Origin of the sequence: Rhizobium sp. Root1204, assembly GCF_001424965.1 — a bacterium.
Taxonomy (GTDB): domain Bacteria; phylum Pseudomonadota; class Alphaproteobacteria; order Rhizobiales; family Rhizobiaceae; genus Pararhizobium.
This window is the reverse complement of the sequence record NZ_LMCZ01000006.1, coordinates 308,869-330,639: the sequence shown is the minus strand read 5'-3', so window position 1 is coordinate 330,639 and position 21,771 is coordinate 308,869. Positions and strand designations below refer to the sequence as shown.

The 21,771-nt window shown below is 60.8% G+C and carries 23 protein-coding genes; 9 read left to right on the top strand and 14 right to left on the bottom strand.

Annotated elements, in window-relative coordinates; genetic code table 11:
• Nucleotides 1-99 precede the first annotated feature (99 nt).
• The 6 genes from trmD to ASC96_RS09070 all read right to left on the bottom strand — a co-directional run bounded on the left by trmD (nucleotide 100) and on the right by ASC96_RS09070 (nucleotide 4,340).
• Nucleotides 100-780 (bottom strand): tRNA (guanosine(37)-N1)-methyltransferase TrmD, encoded by a 681-nt coding sequence (trmD, locus tag ASC96_RS09095; protein WP_060502686.1) that lies wholly within the window; start codon nucleotides 778-780, stop codon nucleotides 100-102.
• 3 nt (nucleotides 781-783) lie between these two features.
• Nucleotides 784-1,347, bottom strand: coding sequence for a ribosome maturation factor RimM (gene rimM, locus ASC96_RS09090; protein ID WP_037097225.1), 564 nt, complete (start codon nucleotides 1,345-1,347; stop codon nucleotides 784-786).
• Nucleotides 1,348-1,440: 93 nt separating this feature from the next.
• A complete protein-coding gene (gene rpsP, locus ASC96_RS09085) occupies nucleotides 1,441-1,803 on the bottom strand; it encodes a 30S ribosomal protein S16 (protein ID WP_060502685.1) in 363 nt (120 codons plus the stop codon).
• 64 nt (nucleotides 1,804-1,867) lie between these two features.
• On the bottom strand, nucleotides 1,868-2,170 hold the full coding sequence (locus ASC96_RS09080) for a chorismate mutase (protein WP_037097220.1): 303 nt from the start codon (nucleotides 2,168-2,170) through the stop codon (nucleotides 1,868-1,870).
• A gap of 13 nt (nucleotides 2,171-2,183) precedes the next feature.
• Nucleotides 2,184-3,746, bottom strand: coding sequence for a signal recognition particle protein (gene ffh / locus ASC96_RS09075; RefSeq protein ID WP_060502684.1), 1,563 nt, complete (start codon nucleotides 3,744-3,746; stop codon nucleotides 2,184-2,186).
• A gap of 264 nt (nucleotides 3,747-4,010) precedes the next feature.
• Nucleotides 4,011-4,340: a nuclear transport factor 2 family protein gene (locus ASC96_RS09070; protein ID WP_060502683.1), complete on the bottom strand. Its 330-nt coding sequence runs from the start codon at nucleotides 4,338-4,340 to the stop codon at nucleotides 4,011-4,013.
• Nucleotides 4,341-4,490: 150 nt separating this feature from the next.
• On the opposite strand from ASC96_RS09070, the gene ASC96_RS09065 reads away from it, so the two are divergent.
• The gene (locus tag ASC96_RS09065) at nucleotides 4,491-5,492 is read left to right on the top strand and encodes an MBL fold metallo-hydrolase (RefSeq protein WP_060502682.1); all 1,002 of its coding nucleotides are present in this window, start codon (nucleotides 4,491-4,493) and stop codon (nucleotides 5,490-5,492) included.
• Between the two features lie 56 nt (nucleotides 5,493-5,548).
• Here the strand turns inward: ASC96_RS09065 and ASC96_RS09060 are convergent, their stop codons facing one another.
• Entirely contained in the window at nucleotides 5,549-5,965 is a 417-nt protein-coding gene (locus ASC96_RS09060; RefSeq protein WP_060502681.1) for a GFA family protein, read from the bottom strand.
• Between the two features lie 707 nt (nucleotides 5,966-6,672).
• Between ASC96_RS09060 and dapF the strand changes: the two genes are divergently transcribed.
• The 5 genes from dapF to ASC96_RS09030 all read left to right on the top strand — a co-directional run bounded on the left by dapF (nucleotide 6,673) and on the right by ASC96_RS09030 (nucleotide 11,991).
• Nucleotides 6,673-7,584: a diaminopimelate epimerase gene (gene dapF, locus ASC96_RS09050; RefSeq protein WP_060502679.1), complete on the top strand. Its 912-nt coding sequence runs from the start codon at nucleotides 6,673-6,675 to the stop codon at nucleotides 7,582-7,584.
• Nucleotides 7,581-8,855, top strand: coding sequence for a tRNA (N(6)-L-threonylcarbamoyladenosine(37)-C(2))-methylthiotransferase MtaB (gene mtaB / locus ASC96_RS09045; RefSeq protein ID WP_060502678.1), 1,275 nt, complete (start codon nucleotides 7,581-7,583; stop codon nucleotides 8,853-8,855). The genes dapF and mtaB overlap by 4 nt, the downstream gene beginning before the upstream one ends.
• 15 nt (nucleotides 8,856-8,870) lie before the next feature.
• The gene (gene ftsY, locus ASC96_RS09040; protein ID WP_060502677.1) at nucleotides 8,871-10,562 is read left to right on the top strand and encodes a signal recognition particle-docking protein FtsY; all 1,692 of its coding nucleotides are present in this window, start codon (nucleotides 8,871-8,873) and stop codon (nucleotides 10,560-10,562) included.
• 206 nt (nucleotides 10,563-10,768) lie between these two features.
• Nucleotides 10,769-11,401: a septation protein A gene (locus ASC96_RS09035; RefSeq protein WP_060502862.1), complete on the top strand. Its 633-nt coding sequence runs from the start codon at nucleotides 10,769-10,771 to the stop codon at nucleotides 11,399-11,401.
• Nucleotides 11,402-11,406: 5 nt separating this feature from the next.
• Nucleotides 11,407-11,991 carry a DUF2585 domain-containing protein gene (locus tag ASC96_RS09030; RefSeq protein WP_060502863.1) on the top strand — a complete coding sequence of 195 codons (585 nt, stop codon included), beginning with the start codon at nucleotides 11,407-11,409 and terminating at the stop codon, nucleotides 11,989-11,991.
• A gap of 239 nt (nucleotides 11,992-12,230) precedes the next feature.
• Here ASC96_RS09030 and ASC96_RS09025 read toward each other — a convergent pair whose 3' ends face one another.
• The 5 genes from ASC96_RS09025 to ccmA all read right to left on the bottom strand — a co-directional run bounded on the left by ASC96_RS09025 (nucleotide 12,231) and on the right by ccmA (nucleotide 15,400).
• Nucleotides 12,231-12,839 (bottom strand): DsbE family thiol:disulfide interchange protein, encoded by a 609-nt coding sequence (locus ASC96_RS09025; protein ID WP_060502676.1) that lies wholly within the window; start codon nucleotides 12,837-12,839, stop codon nucleotides 12,231-12,233.
• Nucleotides 12,836-13,006 carry a heme exporter protein CcmD gene (gene ccmD, locus ASC96_RS09020; RefSeq protein WP_200954924.1) on the bottom strand — a complete coding sequence of 57 codons (171 nt, stop codon included), beginning with the start codon at nucleotides 13,004-13,006 and terminating at the stop codon, nucleotides 12,836-12,838. The genes ASC96_RS09025 and ccmD overlap by 4 nt, the downstream gene beginning before the upstream one ends.
• A gap of 4 nt (nucleotides 13,007-13,010) precedes the next feature.
• Nucleotides 13,011-13,772, bottom strand: coding sequence for a heme ABC transporter permease (locus ASC96_RS09015; RefSeq protein WP_037097202.1), 762 nt, complete (start codon nucleotides 13,770-13,772; stop codon nucleotides 13,011-13,013).
• Nucleotides 13,773-13,869: 97 nt separating this feature from the next.
• Nucleotides 13,870-14,529, bottom strand: a complete 660-nt coding sequence (gene ccmB, locus ASC96_RS09010; protein WP_060502675.1) for a heme exporter protein CcmB — start codon at nucleotides 14,527-14,529, stop codon at nucleotides 13,870-13,872.
• A 229-nt stretch (nucleotides 14,530-14,758) separates the two neighbouring features.
• Nucleotides 14,759-15,400 carry a heme ABC exporter ATP-binding protein CcmA gene (gene ccmA, locus ASC96_RS09005; RefSeq protein ID WP_060502860.1) on the bottom strand — a complete coding sequence of 214 codons (642 nt, stop codon included), beginning with the start codon at nucleotides 15,398-15,400 and terminating at the stop codon, nucleotides 14,759-14,761.
• Nucleotides 15,401-15,669: 269 nt separating this feature from the next.
• On the opposite strand from ccmA, the gene acnA reads away from it, so the two are divergent.
• The 3 genes from acnA (at nucleotide 15,670) to ASC96_RS08990 (ending at nucleotide 20,143) form a co-directional block, all read left to right on the top strand.
• Nucleotides 15,670-18,360, top strand: a complete 2,691-nt coding sequence (gene acnA / locus ASC96_RS09000) for an aconitate hydratase AcnA (protein ID WP_060502859.1) — start codon at nucleotides 15,670-15,672, stop codon at nucleotides 18,358-18,360.
• Between the two features lie 225 nt (nucleotides 18,361-18,585).
• Complete coding sequence (locus tag ASC96_RS08995) at nucleotides 18,586-19,344, top strand: thioredoxin family protein (protein ID WP_060502674.1); 759 nt, start codon at nucleotides 18,586-18,588, stop codon at nucleotides 19,342-19,344.
• Nucleotides 19,345-19,735: 391 nt separating this feature from the next.
• Nucleotides 19,736-20,143 carry a DUF2794 domain-containing protein gene (locus tag ASC96_RS08990; RefSeq protein ID WP_060502673.1) on the top strand — a complete coding sequence of 136 codons (408 nt, stop codon included), beginning with the start codon at nucleotides 19,736-19,738 and terminating at the stop codon, nucleotides 20,141-20,143.
• 1 nt (nucleotide 20,144) lies between these two features.
• Here the strand turns inward: ASC96_RS08990 and ASC96_RS08985 are convergent, their stop codons facing one another.
• The gene (locus ASC96_RS08985; protein WP_060502672.1) at nucleotides 20,145-20,702 is read right to left on the bottom strand and encodes a GNAT family N-acetyltransferase; all 558 of its coding nucleotides are present in this window, start codon (nucleotides 20,700-20,702) and stop codon (nucleotides 20,145-20,147) included.
• A gap of 135 nt (nucleotides 20,703-20,837) precedes the next feature.
• Entirely contained in the window at nucleotides 20,838-21,581 is a 744-nt protein-coding gene (locus ASC96_RS08980) for a Bax inhibitor-1/YccA family protein (protein ID WP_060502671.1), read from the bottom strand.
• Between the last annotated feature and the right edge of the window lie 190 nt (nucleotides 21,582-21,771).

Below are 21,771 nucleotides of genomic sequence, written 5' to 3'. Positions count from 1 at the left end.
ACGACACATATCATCAAGACGTTACATAAAGCTTATGCCGGGCAAATACCCAAATACCGGGCAGACACCCGCCACACCTCTGAGACAATCGGACTGACGCTATTTCCGCAGCAGGTCCGGCCGCCTTTCCGCCGTTAGCCGCCTGGCTTCGGCTTCACGCCATTTGGCGATATCGCCATGATGACCGGATGTCAGAACCGCCGGGATTTCTTGGCCTTCGAACACCTGCGGCCTTGTATAGTGCGGATGCTCCAGCAGCCCACCTTCAAAACTCTCATGCACGCCGGAGAGATCATTGCCCATGACGCCGGGCAGGATACGCACGATGGCGTCGAGCAGGATCAGTGCCGCCGGCTCGCCGCCGGACAGGATATAGTCGCCGATCGAAACCTCTTCGAGCTTCCGTCCGTCGATGACGCGCTGATCGACCCCTTCGAACCGGCCGCAGACGATGATCGCGCCGGGCCCGGCTGCCAGTTCGCGTACCCGCTCCTGCGTCAAGGGCTTGCCGCGCGGGCTCATCAACAGCCGGGGGCGGTCGTCGCCGTCGGATGCGTGATCGATGGCCTTGGCCAGGATATCGGCCCGCAGCACCATGCCGGCACCGCCGCCGGCAGGGGTGTCATCGACGGTGCGGTGCTTGTCCTCGGCAAAATCGCGAATCTGCAGCGTATCGATCGCCCATTGGCCACGCTCCAGCGCCTTGCCGGACAGCGAATGGCCAAGATGCCCCGGAAACATGTCCGGGTAGAGCGTCAGGATGGTGGCGCGGAAGGGCAAGTCTTACTTCGCCTTCGGCTTGAACTGTTTGGTCGGATCCTCGTCCTTGTCGTCGGTCAGACCGGCCGCGAGCGGATCGACCAGCATCGTGCCGGCTTCCAGGTCGATTTCCAGCACCGACCATTCGGTAAAGGGGATCAGCACCGGCCGCTTGCCGGGGCCCTTCAGCTCAAGCAGATCGCCCGCGCCAAAGTCGAACACGCCGGTGACAGTGCCATAGCTTTTGCCGTCGGCATCGAGCGCTTCCAGCCCTTCCAGATCGGCGTAGAAGAATTCGTCTTCATCGAGATCGTCGTCCGGCAGGTTGTCGCGTTCGACATAGAGCTCCAGCCCGTTCAGTGCCTCGGCGGCATTGCGGTCGTTGACGCCGCGAAACCGCACGACGACGACGTTCTTCGCCTCGCGCACTTCCAATACCTCGAACGAACGGCCGTCCTCGGCGTGCAAATGGCCATAATCGCCGATGGCGGTCGGTTCCTCGGCAAAGGATTTGACGCGCACTTCACCGCGCAGGCCCTGAGCGCCGCCGATCGTTCCCATATGGACAGGGTTTTTGAGTTTGCTCATTGCCGGGTCACTCTCCAGATCAAGCCCTTCGCATAAACGAAAACGGGCGGCATGAAAACGCCGCCCGTCTTTAAAAACACGCTGACGCGTGGCTTATTCGGCAGCAGCGGCGGCTGCGTCTTCAGCCTTCTGCTTGGCTTCGGCGATACGCTCGAGAGCCTTCTTGCCTGGCAGGCCCTTGGTCGGGTTCGAGCGGGCTTCGCGGGTAGCAACGCCGGCTTCGTTGAGGAAGCGCAGAACGCGGTCGGTCGGCAGCGCGCCGTTCGACAGCCAATGCTGGATGCGCTCGATGTTCAGTTCAACGCGCTTTGCGTCGTCCTTCTTGAGCATCGGGTTCCACGAGCCGACCTTTTCCAGGAAACGGCCGTCGCGCGGCGAACGCACGTCAGCGATAACGATCTGATAGAACGGGCGCTTCTTGGAACCACCACGGGCGAGACGAATTTTCAGTGCCATGTTTTGTACTCCTTGAGATATCCAACCGCCTGGGGCGGTGTTTTTGTGTATGCGTTAAAGCTGATCAATCCTTGAGATCGGCAGCGATTGCTTCATGATGCCGGATGACTTCGTGGATGATGAAGTTCAAGAACTTCTCCGCGAAATCCGGATCCAGATTGGCATCCCGCGCCAGATGGCGCAGGCGTTCGATCTGGTATTCCTCGCGCGCCGGATCCGCCGGCGGCAAATTGTATTTGGCCTTCAGCACGCCCACTGCCTTGGTGCAGCGGAAGCGTTCGGCCAGCATGTGCACGAGCGCCGCGTCGATATTGTCGATCGACTGACGGTAGCCCGAGAGTTCCTGTTTGACGGCGGGATCAATCATACCGGTCCAGTCCTCACTTCTTCTTCGGCAGTCCGGGAAGCCCCGGGAATCCGCCACCGAGACCCGGCAACTTCATGCCGCCGCCCAGACCGGGCAAACCACCGCCACCCATGCCCTTGCCGAGGCCAGCGGCCTCCGCCTGCTTCTGCAGGGCTTCGAGCTGCTTGGGGTCCATCTTCGACAGATCGGGCATGCCGCCCATTCCGCCGCCCATGCCACCAAGGCCCATCTTGCCGGCAAGACCGCCCATCATCTGCTTCATCATGCCGCCCTTGCCCTTGCCGCCCATCATTTTCATCATGTCGGCCATCTGGCGGTGCATTTTCAGCAGCTTGTTGATTTCGGCCGCATCGGTGCCGGAACCGGCCGCGATACGCTTCTTGCGGGAATGCTTGAGAATATCCGGGTTGGCGCGCTCTGCCTTGGTCATCGAGGAGATGATGGCGAGCTGGCGGCCGAACATGCGGTCGTCGAGACCGGCAGACGCCATCTTGTCCTTCATGCCGGCCATGCCGGGCATCAGGCCCATGATGCCACCCATGCCGCCCATCTTCTGCATCTGGCCAAGCTGATCAGCGAGATCGTTCAGATCGAACTTGCCGGACTTCATCTTGGCGGCCATGGCCGCTGCCTTCTCGGCATCGATGTTTTCGGCAGCCTTCTCGACCAGCGAAACGATGTCGCCCATGCCGAGGATACGGTCGGCGACGCGTCGCGGATGGAACTCTTCCAGCTCCGACATCTTTTCGCCGACGCCGATCAGCTTGATCGGCTTGCCGGTGACGGCGCGCATCGAAAGGGCTGCACCGCCGCGGCCATCGCCGTCCATACGGGTGAGCACGAGACCGGTAATGCCGACGCGCTCATCGAAATTGCGGGCGAGATTGACGGCATCCTGACCGGTCAGCGCATCGGCGACAAGCAGGATTTCATGCGGATTGGAGCGGCGCTTGATTTCCGCCATCTCCAGCATCAGCGGCTCGTCGATATGCGTGCGGCCGGCGGTATCGAGAATGACGATGTCATGGCCGCCGAGCTTGGCAGCCTGGACGGCGCGCGCAGCAATATCGGTCGGCGACTGGCCGGCAATGATCGGCAGTGTATCGACGCCGGTCTGCACGCCGAGCTGGCGAAGCTGCTCCTGGGCTGCCGGACGGCGCGTGTCGAGCGACGCCATCAGGACTTTCTTCTTGTCACGCGACTTCAGGCGAAGGGCGATCTTGCCCGTCGTCGTCGTCTTACCCGAGCCCTGCAGACCGACCATCATGATGACGACGGGGGCCGCGGCATTCAGATCGACCGGCACGCCTTCCGATCCGAGCATGGCGACCAGCTCGTCGTGGACGATCTTGACGACCATCTGGCCCGGCTTGATCGACTTCAGGATTTCGGCGCCAACGGCCTTTTCACGGACTTTGTCGGTAAACGAACGAACAACTTCGAGTGCGACGTCGGCTTCCAGGAGCGCGCGGCGAACCTCGCGCAGGGCAGCCGAGACATCGGCTTCCGACAGCGCGCCACGGCCGGTCAATCCATTCAGAATGGATCCAAGGCGGTCCTGGAGACTTTCAAACATCGCTTCATCCTTGTCGTTTCAGGGCTTTTGCTTCGCCCGAAACGTTGTGCTTTTCCATGACGAAAACAAGACGCAAAGCCAAAAAGCACCCGAGGGCGCATCGCGCTGTCGGATGTTGACCTCCAGGATCTCCGCAAGGGGTCCGGGTCGGCGGCTACAAGTCTTGTTCTTGTCGCAGATTGCGGGCGGTAAACACGATATGGTCGGCAAAGTCAAGGCGAGACGGCAATTTCACCGCCCCAACTGCCTGCCCGCAAGCCTTTCTCAGGCATCCCGGCCGAAATAGACCTCCACCGAAGCGATACGGTCGCCATGAAACCGGATGATCTCGACATTGCGAAATGCGCCGCCGTCCCGCTTGTCAGCCCGGTAGCGCACCAGCGCCTCGTTGTCCTCAAGCGAAATGCGTTCGATGTGAATGGCGCTAAAGGCCGGCGGCTGCGGCCAGCACCGCTCGAAATACGTGGCCTTATTAATATGATCGTCGTTCGGACTGGAAAAGGTGAAATCCTCCGTGAGCATGTCGGAGACCTCGTCCTTCCGGTTGGCCAGATAGGCTGCGAAGAGCCCACGAACGGTTGCTTCCCTGTCCATCTTACCCTCCACGAACGGATTGCATTGCGGAACTGAGTTATAACCCAAACGACGGTCCGGCGCCAGAAACCGGCATGCCGCCGCCCAATTGAAGGGAGAAATGCAAGGCCCCATGTTAAGAAGCGAAACCGGTGCAACGAAAGAGCTGCAGTGAGCCAGATCCGAAATCCCTACTATACCGGCCCCATCTCCGATCATTTCGACGGCACCGTCTTCTTCAACCCCGAGGGCGAAGCACCACTCGGCTTTCGCGAGTTGATGCGCTGGCAGTTCGGAGGCGGACGTAGCATATGGCCCAAGACTGTCCGCAGTCCCTTTCCACAGGCGAAACCCGATAGTCGCGTCGGTGGTGATACCCTACGCATCACTATGATCGGCCATGCCTCACTGCTGATCCAGGTCTGCGGCCTCAATATTCTGACCGACCCGGTCTGGTCGCAGCGCACCAGTCCGTTTTCCTTCATAGGCCCCAGACGCGTCGTCGCGCCCGGCATCGCCTTTAAAGACCTGCCGCCCATCGACATCGTGATCGTTACCCATAATCACTATGATCACCTCGATCTCGCCACGCTGAAACGGCTGCATGAAGAGCACAGCCCACACATCGTCACCCCGCTCGGCAACGATACGATCATCCACCGCGCCCTTCCCGAAGCCAAAATTTCCGACATGGACTGGGGCGACCAGACTTCCTTCTGGGATGACATCACCATCGATTGCGAACCCTGCCACCACTGGTCGGCACGTACGTCCCAGGACCGCCGCATGGCGCTCTGGGCCGCCTTCGTGATCTCGACACCATCAGGCAAAATCTACCATGTCGGCGATACCGGCTTTCACGACGGCTTCAACTACCGGGCCGCTGCCGCCAAACACGGCGGCTTCCGCCTCGCCAACCTGCCGATCGGCGCCTATGAGCCACGCTGGTTCATGAGGGCGCAACACCAGAATCCGCAGGAAGCCGTCGAAGGCATGCGGCTGTGCAACGCTTCCTATGCCGCCGGTCACCATTTCGGCACCGTGCAGCTGACCAATGAGGGGATCGAGGCACCGGTTCAGGCGCTTGAGGTTGCCTTGAAGGATCAGGGCGTAACGCCGGAAAAATTCCGGCCACTCAGAGCAGGCGAAGTATTCGATGTACCGGCCGTTTAGGTTCAGCGTCCCTTTCCCCGCCGCCGGGAGAAGAAGGAGACCGGCGCCACGGCCCGTCACCCCTCGGGAAATTCCCGATACTGCGGCAGATTATCGGTAATCTCATACCATGGCGCCTTCGAGCCGACGAAAATATGCGCCGTTGGCCGGATCGTCGGCGCATCCACCAGCGTGCCCATAGGAACATGGGCATAGGCACCTTCGCGTACCACCGAATAGACCAGTGACCCGCAAGTACCGCAATGCACGTCATGGTTCTCATCGGGTTTTCCGTAGATCGACATCGCTTCCGCGCCCTTGATGAGTTGAAACCGCTCACGCCTGATCCCGGCAATCGGCTTAAAAGCCGACCCGGTCGTGCGCCGGCAGTTGGAACAGTGACAATTCATTGCATATTTGAAGGCGTCGTCGACTGCATATTCGACGGCACCGCACATGCACTTCCCGGTGAGGAGGGGCGAGGTTTCAAACATGGCATCTCTCCGTAAGCATCAGCGCCCAACAATCAGCATGACCCGCGCCCGCCGGGACCGCGACGCCTTGACCACACCAGTAAGCAGCTTCCAACATTTTTTCATCCCCGCAAATCCCCGCGATCAAAACCTGTGCCATCATCATTGCGTCCTGTCATCGGCGAGACCGCTAGGCGTAGCGGTGAGACAGGGCCGGTGCCAGTGGTTTCCCTCCCGTCTGCAAAATGGCGGGGCGTGCCTGTGAGGCACACATGAGGACCGGCGAGCGGTATTGCGACAGCAATATCTTTCCTGACGCGGCGGCAACGTCAGCGTCAGCCCGTATCAAAAGGGCGCCGCCATCCCCGCAGAGAAACCGGAGTTGCCCATCGTCGAATACTGAACGGGGCGCTGGAAGGCGTCATATACTTACTTTGTCCCGGCACTTTCCAGCGCCCCGGCCAAGTAAACAACAGAGAAAACCACGGCGGATTTTCCGGGCGTGGCTTGAAGTGTTGCGGGTTTCACCTCCCCCTTGAGAGGGAGGTCGCCGCAGCGCAGCGGATGGGGGGCGACCTCCGCGAACACGAAAGGCAATTGTGTCTGCCGCAAATCACCCCACCCCGCCGCTTCGCTCTGCTCCCCCCTCAAGCGGCAGATTATCCCCCACTGGTAATTTCTACCCATTTCCGCCATATACAGCGCAACAAACGCAGGAAATGAACGTCATGAACACAACGGTCGAATTCGCAAGGATGAACGGGCTTGGCAACAAGATCCTGGTCGTCGACATGCGCGGCCGCAAGGACAAGGTGACGCCGCAGGCGGCGATTGCGCTCAATGCCAATCCCGACACTCAATTCGACCAGATCATGGCGATCCACGATCCGAAGGCCGAAGGCACCGACGCCTGGATCGACATCCTCAATTCCGACGGTTCGAAGGCGCAGGCCTGCGGCAACGGTACGCGCTGCGTCGTCCAGGCGCTGGCTGCGGAGACGGGCAAGAAGGCCTTCACCTTTCAGACCGTCGCCGGCATCCTGAATGCGCAGGAACATGCCGACGGAACGATCTCGGTCGATATGGGTACGCCGGTGTTCGAATGGGACAAGATTCCGTTGTCGGAAGAATTCTACGATACCAGCCGCATCGAGCTGCAGATCGGCCCGATCGATGACCCGGTCCTGCATTCGCCCTCTGTCATGTCGATGGGCAATCCGCATGCGATCTTCTGGGTCGATCGCGACGTCATGTCCTTCGACCTCGAACGTTTCGGCCCGCTGCTCGAAAACCACCCGATGTTTCCCGAGCGCGCCAATATCACGCTGGCGCAGGTCACTTCGCCCACGTCGCTGACGACCCGCACCTGGGAACGTGGCGCCGGCCTGACGCTGGCCTGCGGTTCCGCTGCCTGTTCCGCCGCCGTCTCGGCTGCCCGCACGGGTCGTACAGGCCGTAATGTCGAGATCAAGGTCGCCAGCGCCACCCCGCCTGGCATCCTCACCATCGAATGGCGCGAGCGCGACGATCACGTCGTCATGACCGGCCCCGCCGAGTGGGAATGGTCGGGCAGCGTCGACCCCACCACCGGCCTCTGGTCGCGTGAGGACGAGCCGCAGACGGGAAGCGCAGCACTTTGAGCGGCGTCGATGTCATAACCTTCGGCTGCCGTCTCAACACCTATGAATCCGAAGTGATGCGAGCAGAAGCCGAGAAGGCAGGGCTGAACAACGCCATTCTCGTCAATACCTGCGCCGTTACCGGCGAGGCCGTGCGTCAGGCCCGCCAGGCGATCCGCCGCGCCCGCCGCGAAAACCCGCATGCCCGCATCATCGTCACCGGCTGTGCGGCCCAAACGGAAAAGCAGGCCTTTGCCGAAATGCCCGAGGTCGATGCCGTGCTTGGCAACGAGGAAAAGCTGAAAAGCGCCTCCTACCGGTCACTGCCCGATTTCGGCGTCTCGGCCGAGGAAAAGCTGCGTGTCAACGACATCATGAGCGTGCGCGAGACAGCGCCGCAGATGGTCAAGCTGATCGAAGGCCATGTGCGCGCCTTCATCCAGGTGCAGAACGGCTGCGATCACCGCTGTACCTTCTGCATTATCCCCTATGGCCGCGGCAACTCCCGTTCGGTTCCGATGGGCGCCGTCGTTGACCAGGCGCGAAAGCTGGCGGACGGCGGCTACCGCGAGATCGTGCTGACCGGCGTCGACGCAACCAGCTATGGCGGCGACCTGCCGGGCGCCCCGACCCTCGGCCTGCTTGCCAAGACGCTTCTGAAGCAGGTGCCGGAGCTCCTGCGCCTGCGGCTTTCCTCGATTGACAGCATCGAGGCCGACAGCCACCTGATGGACCTGATCGCCGACGAGCCACGCTTCATGCCGCATTTGCACCTGTCGCTGCAACATGGCGACGATATGATCCTGAAGCGGATGAAGCGGCGGCATAGCCACATGGATGCGCTCCGCTTCATCGAAGACGTGCGCCGTTTGCGTCCGGAAACGAGCTTTGGCGCCGACATGATCGCCGGCTTCCCCACCGAGACCGAAGAGATGTTTGCCAATGCGATGCGGCTGGCCGAAGAGGCCAATATCGCCCATCTGCATGTGTTTCCCTATTCGCCGCGCGAAGGCACGCCTGCCGCCCGCATGCCGCAGCTCGACCGCGCCTTGGTCAAAGAACGGGCCGCCCGGCTGCGTGCCACTGGACTTCAGCTGCATCAGGCCCATCTTGACAGCATGATCGGAACGCAGCAAAGCCTGCTCGTCGAGAACAATGGCTTGGCACATACGGAAAATTTCACGCTTGCCGCCGTCCCCGGCCTGATGCCGCGCGCTATCGTGCAGGCTGTCATCACCGGCCACAACGGCAAGCATCTCGACATGCAATTGATGGCTGCCAACGCAGCCTGAGTTTACGGAATTCAAATGGCGCTCAGCTTTCTGAAAAAGGTCTTCACCTTCGGCAAGGACAAGCCGTCCGAAGACGAGCCGACTGCGGCGCCGGCAGCCGATGCCGTCATGGACCAGGCGGAATCGACGTTCAGCCCCAATGAGGCCCAGGCGGTCGAAGCCGAGCTTGAGCCCCGCACCGAAGACCTGCCACTGGCCGCCGATCCGGTGCTGCCGGAGGAGATGGATACCGCTGGCGGCCCCTCCGCCGACACCGCCGATGCGCCGGAGTTCAAGACCGCGGACGAAACCTCTGCCGCAGAGGTGGACGATACACCGGCCATTCTGCCTGCTGCCGAAGAGATCGGCGATGTCGGCCTTGTCCCGCTATCGCTCCTGGAAGCGGAAGCCGAAGCGGCTGAGACAGAGGAAACTTCGACACCCCCCTCTGTCCCTTCGGGACATCTCCCCCACAAGGGGGGAGATCAGATTGAGGCTGACGCTCTTTCCGCTCAAGATCGTCTTTCAGATGAAGCGCCGGAGCCAACCCCGGGTCCAATCTCCCCACCTGTGGGGGAGATGTCGGCGCAGCCGACAGAGGAGGGTGAACTCTCCGCGCTCTCGAACGCCGACGACCTTAGCGAAATCACACCGCTTGCAATCTCCGGCCTTGAGGCGGAGATGCGCGAAAAGGCAGAGGAAGGTGACGGCCTCTCCGCAGCATCTGAGCCAGCAGCCGAAATTGCCCTCCCCAAAGGCTTCGCCACCGGCCGCGCGGCCGAACCTGCGCCCGAGGCGCCGAAGCAGAAGCTCACCTGGTTCCAGCGCCTGCGCCAGGGCTTGGCCCGCACATCGTCGCAACTGACCGGACAGATCACCGCCCTCTTCACCAAGCGCAAACTGGATGACGAGACGCTGCAGGATCTGGAAGACCTGTTGATCCAGGCCGATCTCGGCGTCGAGACGGCGCTACGTGTCACCGATACGCTCGCCTCCGAGCGCTACGGCAAGGACGTCAGCGGCGAAGACGTTTCCCGCATCATGGCCGCCGAAATCACCAAGGTTCTGGCGCCCGTCGCCAAGCCGCTGCAGCTCGATCTCAACCATAAACCGCATGTCATTCTCGTCGTCGGCGTCAACGGCACCGGCAAGACCACCACCATCGGCAAGCTGGCGGCAAAGCTCTCCGGTGCCGGGCTGAAGGTCATGCTGGCTGCCGGCGACACTTTCCGGGCGGCCGCCATCGAACAGCTGAAAATTTGGGCCGAGCGTACCAAATCCGATATCGTCTCCTCGAAACTCGGCGCCGATGCCTCAGGGCTGGCTTACGAAGCCTTCGAACAGGCGCGTCTGAAGAAGAGCGACGTATTGATCATCGATACCGCCGGCCGCCTGCAGAACCGCACGGAGCTGATGGCCGAGCTGGAAAAGATCGTCCGCGTGCTCGGCAAGCTCGATCCCGATGCGCCGCACACGGTGTTGCAGACGCTCGATGCCACGACCGGCCAGAATGCGCTCAATCAGGTCGAAATCTTCCGCAACGTTGCCGGTGTCAACGGCCTGATCATGACCAAGCTCGATGGCACGGCGCGCGGCGGCATCCTCGTTGCCATTTCCGCCAAGCACAAGCTGCCGGTCTATTTCATCGGCGTTGGCGAAGGCGTGGACGATCTGGAACCGTTCGAGGCCAAGGATTTTGCCGAGGCCATCGCCGGAATTCCCCATTGACCCGGTTTTGCCTTTTTGCTGATGTTATTGAGATTAACCTCGGCCCGGTCATCCTCGGGCTTGACCCGAGGATCCAGGCAGAGGGCTGAGATGCCGACGAACATACGTCGCACTGCGGATGGATTCTCGGGTCAAGCCCGAGGATGACGACGAGAAAGACGGCCCTCACACCGGGCATGCACCACAATCGCTTTAAGGACGTTCCTATGTCATCGATCGAGGCGGTCAAGCCGCGCAAGGAAATCAGCCCGCTTCTGAAAATGGTGCTGGAGCTTGGGCCACTGGTGGTCTTCTTCTTCGCCAATTCACGCGGCGAATGGCTGGCACGCGAGTTTCCGGCGCTGACCGAACTGGGTGGCCCGATCTTCATCGCCACAGGCCTGTTCATGGCCGCGACCGCGATCGCGCTGACCGCCTCCTGGATCCTCACGCGCACGCTGCCGATGATGCCGCTGATTTCCGGCATTGTCGTCTTCATCATGGGCGCATTCACCCTCTGGCTACAGAACGACACGTTCATCAAGATCAAGCCGACAATCATCAATTCGCTGTTCGGCGTCATCCTGCTCGGCGGCCTGCTGTTCGGAAAATCGCTGCTTGGTTATGTCTTCCACAGTGCCTTCAAGCTTGACGAGGAAGGCTGGCGCAAGCTCACCATCCGCTGGGGCATCTTCTTCCTGGTCCTGGCCGTGCTGAATGAAGTCGTCTGGCGTAATTTCTCGACCGATTTCTGGGTCGCCTTCAAGGTCTGGGGCACGATGCCGATCACCGTGCTGTTCACCCTGTCGCAGATGCCGATCATCATGAAGCATTCGCTGGATCAGGATACGCCGAAGTGACCACCCTGGTACCGGCCGAAAACCGTTCGCCGCGTGCCGCCACCTTCTGGCTTGCCGCCTGCGCCGCTGTTCTCATCGCGCAAATCGTCATCGAATACTGGATGGGCCGCACGCCGATCTGTACCTGCGGCTACATCAAGCTGTTCGAGCCCACCGCCAATGGCCCCGGCAATTCGCAGCATCTGGCCGATTGGTACACCCCGTCGCACATCATCCACGGTTTCCTGTTCTATGGGCTGGCGCATCTGATCCTGCGCGGCAAGCCCCTCGCAGCCAAGCTGCTTCTGGCGCTGGTGATCGAATCCGGCTGGGAAATCCTTGAAAACTCCCCGATCATCATCGACCGCTACCGCACCGCCACCATCTCGCTCGATTATTACGGTGACAGCATCCTGAACTCGGCGATGGACACGGTGTTCATGGCGCTGGGCTTCTTCTTCGCCCGCCGCGCACCGGTCGCCGTCACGGTCGCCATCGCCATCGTCTTCGAGATTTTCACCGGCTGGCTGATCCGCGATAATCTGGCGCTCAACGTCCTCATGCTGGTCTATCCGCTGGACGCGGTGAAGGCGTGGCAGGGGGCGATTTGACGGGGTCGCCGGGACTGAAGGGAAATATTTCCCCGCACCCACTGCAGTTGAACCTTTGGATTGCGTGAGCGCGTCACGATCTCCCTCTTCTCCCCCGTGGGGAGAAGTGCCGAACGCAGTGAGGCGATGAGGGGGCGGGGGTTAGCTGGAGCCATACGACGAAGGTGCCTTCGGCCCCCCTCATCCGGCCCTGCGGGCCACCTTCTCCCCGCCGGGGAGAAGACAACCGAGCCGCAACCCTACTTCCCGGCCACAGCCTTTTCGATCGCGGGATAAAGACCTTCCTTCAGGCTGCGGTCGTCAAACGGCCCGACACGCTTATAGACGATCGTTCCCGAAGCATCGACGAGATAGGATTCCGGGATGCCGTAGACGCCCCAGTCGATGGCCGCCTTGCCGCGCGGATCGACACCGACCGCAGCGAAGGGATTGCCGAGTTCGCCGAGGAACCGCAGCGCATTCTCGGTCTGGTCCTTGTAGTTGATGCCGACCACCGTCAGCCGCGGATCCTTGGCAAGTTCCAGGATGATCGGATTTTCCTCTCGGCAGGGCACGCACCAGGATGCCCAAACATTGACCAGGGTCAGCTTGCCCTTGATGGCTGCATCAGTCAGCGGCGGCATCGCGGCACCCTTGAATGTCGCCCCTTCAAGCGGCGGCATATCCAGAGCCGGCGCCTTGGTGCCAATCAGCGCCGATGGAATTTCACTGATGTCGCGGCCGGACCCGAGCTGGCTCCAGAAAATCGCCGCAAGTCCGGCAAAGATCAGCAGCGGCAGCAGCGCGAGGATGGTGCGTATCTTGGCCGGCCGGTTGGCGTCGGGCGTGGTCGGGGTCTCAAGACTCATGATGCCTCTCCGGCTTGCGCCGAGCGGCGGCGGATACCGGCTGATTCCAGCGCCTGCAATTCGCGGCGTCGGGCGCGTCCGTCGGTCCAGACCCAAAGGACCAGCGCAAGCACGGTTACAGTGGCAATGCCATAACTGGCAAGAACATAGGCAGTGTGGGTCATCATCGGCTCAAGCCTCCCGGCCAGCGCTGCGAGCCGCCTGGCGGCGCATCGAGGTCACCCGGCGGCGCCAGATCTCGTTGCGCATCGCGGCGATATGCAGGGTGAAGAACAGCATGGTGAAGGCAACCGCCATCACCAGAAGCGGCCGCAGGAATTCCGGATCGATGGCAGAACCGCCGAGCCTCAGCACACTTGCAGGCTGGTGCAGCGTGTTCCACCATTCGACCGAAAACTTGATGATCGGGATATTGACGAAGCCGACGAGGATCAGCACGGCCGAGACCTTGGCCGCCTTGCCGGGTTCATCCATGGCGCGATTGAGCGCCATCAGCCCGAGATACATTAGAAACAGCACGAAGACCGACGTCAGCCGCGCATCCCAGACCCACCAGGTGCCCCACATCGGCTTGCCCCAGAGCGAGCCGGTCACCAGCGCCAGAAAGGTAAAGGACGCACCGATCGGCGCGGCGGCCCGGGCCGCAACATCGGCCAACGGATGACGCCAGACCAGCGTGCCGAGCGCCGAAAGCGCCATCACCGAGTAGCACATCATCGACAGCCAGGCAGCCGGCACATGCACATACATGATGCGCACCGTCTCGCCCTGCTGGTAGTCACCTTCGGTGGTAAAAGACAGATACAGCCCAACGGCAAACAAAAGCACCGTCAATCCGGCAAACCACGGCAGGACACGCGCCGCCAAGGCCAGAAACCGGGTGGGATTGGCAAGATCGCTGAATTTTCGAATGGCCAGACTGTTTTCGCTCATGATGGTTCTTTAACGCGCAATGCGCTTCTCTTCAATGAAGGGACAGCAATCACATTTGCGTCAGAGCGTCACGCGTTCAAAGGACGCGTGACGCTTGTCAATCCGACGCAGACCGGAGCGCCAGGGCCGCTGCCAACGGGCCGATGACCGCAAAGAACAGCGTGATGGCGATCAGGATCAAAAGCGGCGGCAGGAAGGGAGCCGGATCCTGGACGGCGGCATAGGCCGCACTGACGCCAAAGATCAACACCGGGATCGCCAGCGGCAGGACGAGGATCGAGACCAGCAGCCCGCCGCGTGGCAGGGTGACGGCAACGGCAGCGCCGGTCGCGCCGATAAAGGTGATGGCGGGCGTGCCGACCAGCAGCGTCAGCATCGTTGCGCCGATGGCAACTTCGTTCATGTTCATGAACAGCCCGAGCAATGGCGCGGCAATCACCAGCGGCAGGCCGGTCGCCGTCCAGTGCGCCAAGCATTTCACCAGCACCGTCAGCACCAACGGCGTCTCCTGCATCAGCATCAGATCCAGAGACCCGTCCTCACGCTCGGCCTGGAAGAGCCGGTCAAGACCGAGAAGAGATGCAAGCAGCGCACCGATCCACAGGATCGCCGGGCCGATGCGCGACAGAAGATTGAGATCAGGGCCGACGGCGAAGGGCACCACGGCAACAACGGTCATGAAGAACAAGACACCGATCAGCGCGCCGCCGCCGGCGCGCATGGAAAGTTTCAGGTCGCGCAGGAAGAGGGAGATCATACGGGTCCCCCCGGAATGCTTGGCCAAGCTCCCCTCATCCGGCCCTTCGGGCCCCCTTCTCCCCGTTGGGGAGAAGGGGGTGTTTGCGGCGAATGCACATGAAAAACTCTGGTATCGATAGCTGGCTGGGATGGACGCAGCCGCAGCGCGCTCCACCTTCTCCCCAGCGGGGAGAAGGTGGCCCGAAGGGCCGGATGAGGGGGAGCCTCAACGCAAAAAGTCAACAGCATCAGGACTCTGCCCCCTCACACACACCAGTAAACCCCGTCATCCGCAGTTCCCTTGCAGCCACTCCCAGCGGCTGATGCGTCGCCGCAATTACGATGCCGCCCGCACCGAGATGCCGCTCCACCAATCCGGCAAACAGCCGGTCCGCCGCCGCATCGAGTGCCGCCGTCGGCTCGTCGAGAATCCAAACGGGGCGATAGGCGACCAGCAGCTTAGCCATGGCCATGCGCCGTTGCTGCCCGGCCGAGAGATAACCGAAGGGCAGATGTGAGATTCCGCCAAGGCCGAGGGCTTCGGTCGCCTCTTCGAGGCCGATACCGGAACCGCCCACCGAATCACCCATGAAGGATTTCCAGAAAGAGAGATTTTCTTCAACGGTGAGCTCGCGTTTCATCGCATTGCGATGCCCAAGATAATGGCAGAGCTCGCGCGGATGGCTGATATCGGCAGTTGTATCGTCGAGCCGGACAACGCCGGATTCGGGCACCAGAAGACCCGCCAGGACGCGCAGCAAAGTCGACTTGCCCGATCCGTTCGGACCGGTGACAATCAAGGCTTCTCCGGCTGCAACAATGAACGAAATATCGTGGAAAATCAGATCCTCACCACGTTTCGCACTGAGGCCTTCGACACGCAGGCGGATCGGCATTCACATTCCTTTTACGACGTTCGTCGCAGCGCAAAAAAATTGTCTCAAATTGAGGACGGATGGTCTGGCACGTTCCGGAGAAATTATCTATAACCGCCCCAACACGCCAGCGGTCGGCGTGAATTTCATCCTAGCGCCGAACTTGGAATGATTTCCACGTACGGACAGCGGAAATGGCCGTACCCGCATCCCATATCGCGCTTTAAATGCGTTCGGGCGTTCGTGCGTCACGTTTTGGCGATCTAACGGAACGGGGTATTCCAGTGTCCAAATCCCTAGACAGTTTCAATTGTCGGTCGACGCTCTCGGTCAATGGCGTAGACTATGTCTATTACAGCCTGCCGAAGGCAGAGGCGAACGGCCTCGCCGGCGTTTCAAAGCTCCCCTACTCGATGAAGGTTCTGCTTGAGAACCTGCTTCGCTTCGAAGACGGCCGCTCGGTCACCAAGGAGAACATCCTGGCCGTTGCCGAATGGCTGAACAACAAGGGCCGCGAAGAAAACGAAATCGCCTACCGCCCGGCCCGGGTGCTGATGCAGGACTTCACCGGCGTTCCCGCCGTCGTTGACCTCGCCGCAATGCGCGACGCCATGGTTTCGCTCGGTGGCGACCCGGAAAAGATCAACCCGCTGGTTCCTGTCGACCTCGTCATCGACCATTCGGTCATCGTCGACGAATTCGGCACGCCGACGGCTTTTGCCCGCAACGTCGAACTCGAATACGAGCGCAACGGCGAACGCTACCGCTTCCTGAAGTGGGGCCAGCAGGCGTTCAAGAATTTCCGCGTCGTTCCTCCGGGCACCGGCATCTGTCACCAGGTAAACCTTGAATATCTCGGCCAGACGGTCTGGACCAAGGAAGAAGACGGCGAAATCACCGCCTATCCGGACACCTGCGTCGGCACCGACAGCCACACGACCATGATCAATGGTCTCGGCGTCCTCGGCTGGGGTGTTGGCGGCATCGAAGCAGAAGCTGCCATGCTCGGCCAGCCCGTCTCGATGCTCCTGCCTGAAGTCATCGGCTTCAAGCTCACCGGCAAGCTGAAGGAAGGCGTCACCGCCACCGACCTCGTGCTGATGGTCGTGCAGATGCTGCGCAAGAAGGGCGTCGTTTCGAAGTTCGTCGAATTCTTCGGTTCCGGCCTCGACAACATGACGCTGGCCGACCGTGCGACGATCGGCAACATGGGCCCGGAATACGGCGCGACCTGCGGCTTCTTCCCGGTCGATTCCGAGACCATCAACTACCTCACCATGTCCGGTCGCGAAGAACAGCGCATCGCGCTGGTCGAAGCCTATTCCAAGGCGCAGGGCATGTGGCGCGACAATGACGGTGCAGACCTCGTCTTCACCGATACGCTGGAACTCGACCTCGGCCAGGTCGTGCCTGCCATGGCAGGCCCGAAGCGTCCGGAAGGCCGCATCCCGCTCGAAAATATCGCTTCCGGTTTCGCCACATCGCTCGAAGGCGAATACAAGAAGCCGGGCCAGCTCGACATGCGCTATGCTGTCGAAGGCGCGGATTACGACATCGGTCACGGCGACGTGGCGATTGCCGCCATCACGTCCTGCACCAACACGTCCAACCCCTCGGTTCTGATCGCTGCCGGCCTTCTCGCCCGCAACGCCGTTGCCAAGGGCCTGAAGACCGCACCGTGGGTCAAGACATCGCTTGCACCTGGATCACAGGTCGTCGGCGAATATCTCGCCAAGTCCGGCCTGCAGGATTCGCTCGACGCACTCGGCTTCAACCTCGTCGGCTTCGGCTGCACGACCTGCATCGGCAATTCCGGCCCGCTGCCCGGCCCGATCTCGAAGACGATCAACGAGAAGGGCCTGATCATGTCCGGCGTTCTCTCGGGCAACCGTAACTTCGAAGGCCGTATCTCGCCGGACGTTCAGGCGAACTACCTCGCTTCGCCGCCGCTGGTCGTCGCCTACGCACTCGCCGGCACGGTCCAGAAGGACCTGACCACTGAGCCGCTCGGCATCGGCAGCGACGGACAGCCGGTCTTCCTCAAGGACGTCTGGCCGACCTCGCAGGAAATCCAGGAATTCATCCTGAAATACGTTACCCGCGCACTCTACGCATCGAAATATGCCGACGTGTTCAAGGGCGACGTCAACTGGCAGGCGGTTCAGGTACCGGCCGGCCAGACCTATGCCTGGGATGACAACTCGACCTACGTCCAGAACCCGCCTTACTTCGTCGGCATGGGCAAGACCGGTTCGGGCATCTCCGACATCAAGGGCGCCCGCGTGCTTGGCCTGTTCGGCGACAAGATCACCACCGACCACATCTCGCCGGCTGGCTCGATCAAGGCAGCCTCTCCTGCCGGTGCCTACCTCATTGGCCATGGTGTCGGCGTTGCCGATTTCAACCAGTACGGTACGCGCCGCGGCAACCATGAAGTGATGATGCGCGGCACCTTTGCCAATATCCGCATCCGCAACCACATGATGGGCCCGAACGGCAAGGAAGGCGGCTACACGATCCACTATCCTTCGAAGGAAGAGATGTCGATCTACGACGCTGCCATGCAGTACAAGGCAGAAGGCGTTCCGCTGGTCATCTTCGCCGGTGTCGAATATGGCAACGGTTCGTCGCGTGACTGGGCTGCCAAGGGCACCAACCTGCTTGGCGTCAAGGCGGTCATCGCCCAGTCGTTCGAGCGTATCCACCGCTCCAACCTCGTCGGCATGGGCATCGTGCCCTTCGTCTTCGAGGAAGGCACGACCTGGGAATCGCTCGGCCTGAAGGGTGACGAGAGCGTCACTATCGACGGCCTGGCAAACGTCCAGCCGCGTGAAAAGCGCATTGCCAAGATCACCTATGCCGACGGCTCGGTGAAGCACGTACCGCTGATCTGCCGCATCGATACGCTCGATGAGGTCACCTACATGAACAATGGCGGCATCCTGCAGACGGTTCTGCGCGATCTCGCCGCCTGATGCATCGCTGATGCTCGAATGAACGAAGCCGGGGCTTTCACGAGCCCCGGTTTTTTTGTGATCGCCGGTACCGTTCGCCTCACTCCAACGTGATTTTCCGTTGACGGAGGACCGGAGTATGAAGGGTGCCGACAGAGACTGTACGCCTGTACAACACCACTGAAATTCTGCTGCCTGAAATGCCAACATCCTTGAAATGCCCAACATCCTGAAATGGAAGTCTGAATGTCTGGATCAAGCACCGTTCGCCACATCACGCTCGCCCTTGGCCTTGGCCTAATGGCGATGCCGGCTGTGGCTGAAGATGCAGTGAAACCGGCAGGCGTGGTAGAACTGTTCACCAGCCAGGGCTGCTCCTCGTGCCCGCCAGCGGATGCAGCGTTGAAGACGCTGATCGACGACGGCAAGGTCGTTGCGCTCTCCTATCACGTCGACTACTGGAACTATCTCGGCTGGGCCGACACTTTGGCCTCGAAGGACAACACTGCCCGGCAATATGCCTATGCGAAGATGTTCGGCCGCAGCGGTGTCTACACGCCTCAAGCAGTGCTCAACGGCCGCGACCATATCAACGGCGCCGATATCGACGGGATCAACAGCCGCCTCTCCGCGATGAATTCGGCGGGACAGGGCCTCGCCGTACCGGTCGCCGCCAATGTCAGCAAGGATGAGATCGATATCAAGATCGGGGCAGGCACCGGCAAGGCCAATGTCGTCGTCGTTTATTTCAACCGGCAGCAACTTGTCGATGTGAAGAAGGGCGAAAACAGCGGCAAAAAGATTTCCTACTGGCACTCCGTCCGCGATGTCCAGACGATCGGCATGTGGGATGGCAAGCCTGCCAATTTCGTTCTGCCGGCTTCCATCCTCAACGAGGGTGAAAACGGCGGCTGTGCCGTGCTTCTGCAAAAGATGAAAGACAGTGAGACACCTGGCGCCATCGTCGGCGCTGTGACTGTCATGGCGGATAAAGCCGCCAATTGACACATAGTCTGGTTCGGCCCGGCAGCATCGAGGGGCTGGGGCTGAGGGTTCGAAGATGCCGGACCGAACCGGCCACGTTTCGCAGGTGCAAGCAGCACCCGATCGACATGGCATCAGGAGCAACCGCGCCCGATGGACGCTTTGGCTAGCCACTCCATTGCTGCACCCGTTTGCGGCAGAAAAACCACAAACAGACATGCAGGCCGGTCACTCGGAAGGACTCCCTTGTGCCAGCGAGCGCGAGTGTCCTTGCCAATTGGGGCGCCGGTTTGTTTGAAATGCGGCAGGCGAAAAAAAGTCTTGGCCGACCGCTTCCGGCTTTGCGGCTTGCATTTCAGCCCCGGTCAGGCAAACTGTTATCGTCCTGTCACAATAAAAGGCCGGAGTACCGATGACTGATCAGCCGGATTTGCCGCAAGGCGAGACCCGTTCCGAAAGGCAGAAATCGTCCGATGTGGTTGTTAATCTGCACGAATACCGCAGCAGCAATCAGGACCAGCTTCCCATCACCTTCCACCGCCGCGAGCTTGATATGATCCTCAGGGTCTATGGCCGCATGGTCGGGGACGGAGAGTGGCGCGACTATGCCATGGACCACTTGCGCGACAAGGCGGTCTTCTCGGTTTTCAAGCGGTCTGGTGAAATGCCGCTGTTCCGGATCGAAAAGAATCCGAAATTGTCATCCAAGCAAGGCGCCTTCAGCGTCGTCAATACGCATGGCATGATCCTCAAGCGCGGTCACGACCTGCAGCAGGTCCTCAAAGTCTTCGACAAGATGCTGAAGCTCATCAAGACCTGAGTTAGGCTTGGTAGAGCGTGTCGGGGTAGATGCCCGGCTCCGGATCGGTCGTCAGCCCTTCGCCGAGTGGCAATTGCATGATGATGGTATCGAGCCAGCGGCCATGCTTGAAACCCGTGCCCTTCATCAATCCGCCATGCTCGAAACCAGCGGCGCGATGGACCGCGACGGAAGCTGGATGGGCACCGCCGATGACGGCGACCATCTGGCGGAATCCGAGTTGCGTACAGCGCCGGATCAATTCAGCCAGCAGCGCCTTGCCGACACCCTGGCCGCGGGCCTCGGGCGCCAGATAGATCGAATCCTCGACCATGAACCGATAGGCGGTGCGCGTGCGGAACGCTGACGCATAAGCATAGCCGAGGAGCACGCCCTGCGCATCGACAGCGGCGATATAAGGATAGCCGTTGCCGGTAATCGCAGAAAACCGCGACGCCATTTCCGGCTCGCCCGGTGGCGTCATCTCATAAGAGGCCACGCCGTTCAGAACCGAGTCCTGATAGATCGCGGTAATCGCGGCGATGTCTGAAAGGGTGGCGTCACGAAGCGTGAAGGGCATGGGCGGACCTGACTGAGAAAGGGCATTCTCCTCTGCCATATCGTATTCGTGCGTTCAAGCGAGTGCCCGCCATCGTTTTCCGGACAACAAAAAAGGCGGCCGAAGCCGCCTTTTCAGATGTATTCCAGTTCCAAGTTATTCCTTGTTTCCGAGGAAACGCAGCATGAACAGGAACAGGTTGATGAAGTCGAGATACAGCGTCAGCGCGCCCATGATGGCCTTGCGACCGGTGGCTTCGGCACCTTCTTCTTCGAAGTACATTTCCTTGATCTTCTGGGTATCGTAAGCCGTAAGGCCTGCGAAGATCAGAACACCGATAGCCGAGATCGCAAAATCAAGCGCCGACGAGGCGAGGAAGATATTGACGATCGAAGCGATGATCAGGCCGAAAAGGCCCATCATCAGGAACGAACCCATGCCGGACAGGCTACGCTTGGTGGTGTAGCCGTAGAGCGACAGGGCACCGAACGAAGCAGCCGTGACGAAGAACGTCTGGGTGATGCTCTGGCCGGTATAGATCATGAAGATCGACGACAGCGAGAGACCCATCAGACCGGCATAGACCCAGAAGGTCGTCTGCGCAGCGGATACGCTCATCGAGTTGATGCGGAAGCTCATGTAGAACACCAGAGCCAGCGGTGCGAGCATGATGACCCACTTCAGCGGGCTCACATAGATCGCCTGACCGAAGGCCGTCAGCTGTCCGTCCGCGAAAGCGAACTGAAATGCAGCATAGGCGGCGATACCGGTGATCGCCAGACCGAGGGCCATCAGGTTGTACACCTTGAGCATATAGGTGCGCAGACCTTCGTCGATTACGGCCCCCGCCTGTGCGCCGGCAGGCGACATTCGGGTTTGGTAGTTTCTAAGATCAGCCATTGTTTCCTCTTTAAAAGCCCCGGTTAAGTTTACGGTGTCGGGCGGTAAGGGCGCATCCATGACGGTGCAAGCCACTTGACCCAGGCGCCGCTGCGGGGCTCCAGCATGCCTAGGGTGAATATGATGTCGAAATACGACTTGCACAAGACCGGCAGCCCCTGGAATCAGCCGAAAAGCGGATTCTCAGGGC

Coding starts and splice junctions, on each gene's coding strand:
- rimM (WP_037097225.1), bottom strand. CDS start 1,347: ATGAGCAAACTCAAAAACCCTGTCCATATGGGAACGATCGGCGGCGCT.
- rpsP (WP_060502685.1), bottom strand. CDS start 1,803: ATGGCACTGAAAATTCGTCTCGCCCGTGGTGGTTCCAAGAAGCGCCCG.
- ASC96_RS09080 (WP_037097220.1), bottom strand. CDS start 2,170: ATGATTGATCCCGCCGTCAAACAGGAACTCTCGGGCTACCGTCAGTCG.
- ffh (WP_060502684.1), bottom strand. CDS start 3,746: ATGTTTGAAAGTCTCCAGGACCGCCTTGGATCCATTCTGAATGGATTG.
- ASC96_RS09070 (WP_060502683.1), bottom strand. CDS start 4,340: ATGGACAGGGAAGCAACCGTTCGTGGGCTCTTCGCAGCCTATCTGGCC.
- ASC96_RS09060 (WP_060502681.1), bottom strand. CDS start 5,965: ATGTTTGAAACCTCGCCCCTCCTCACCGGGAAGTGCATGTGCGGTGCC.
- dapF (WP_060502679.1), top strand. CDS start 6,673: ATGAACACAACGGTCGAATTCGCAAGGATGAACGGGCTTGGCAACAAG.
- ftsY (WP_060502677.1), top strand. CDS start 8,871: ATGGCGCTCAGCTTTCTGAAAAAGGTCTTCACCTTCGGCAAGGACAAG.
- ASC96_RS09035 (WP_060502862.1), top strand. CDS start 10,769: ATGTCATCGATCGAGGCGGTCAAGCCGCGCAAGGAAATCAGCCCGCTT.
- ASC96_RS09025 (WP_060502676.1), bottom strand. CDS start 12,839: ATGAGTCTTGAGACCCCGACCACGCCCGACGCCAACCGGCCGGCCAAG.
- ccmD (WP_200954924.1), bottom strand. CDS start 13,006: ATGATGACCCACACTGCCTATGTTCTTGCCAGTTATGGCATTGCCACT.
- ASC96_RS09015 (WP_037097202.1), bottom strand. CDS start 13,772: ATGAGCGAAAACAGTCTGGCCATTCGAAAATTCAGCGATCTTGCCAAT.
- ccmB (WP_060502675.1), bottom strand. CDS start 14,529: ATGATCTCCCTCTTCCTGCGCGACCTGAAACTTTCCATGCGCGCCGGC.
- ASC96_RS08995 (WP_060502674.1), top strand. CDS start 18,586: ATGTCTGGATCAAGCACCGTTCGCCACATCACGCTCGCCCTTGGCCTT.
- ASC96_RS08990 (WP_060502673.1), top strand. CDS start 19,736: ATGACTGATCAGCCGGATTTGCCGCAAGGCGAGACCCGTTCCGAAAGG.
- ASC96_RS08985 (WP_060502672.1), bottom strand. CDS start 20,702: ATGCCCTTCACGCTTCGTGACGCCACCCTTTCAGACATCGCCGCGATT.
- ASC96_RS08980 (WP_060502671.1), bottom strand. CDS start 21,581: ATGGCTGATCTTAGAAACTACCAAACCCGAATGTCGCCTGCCGGCGCA.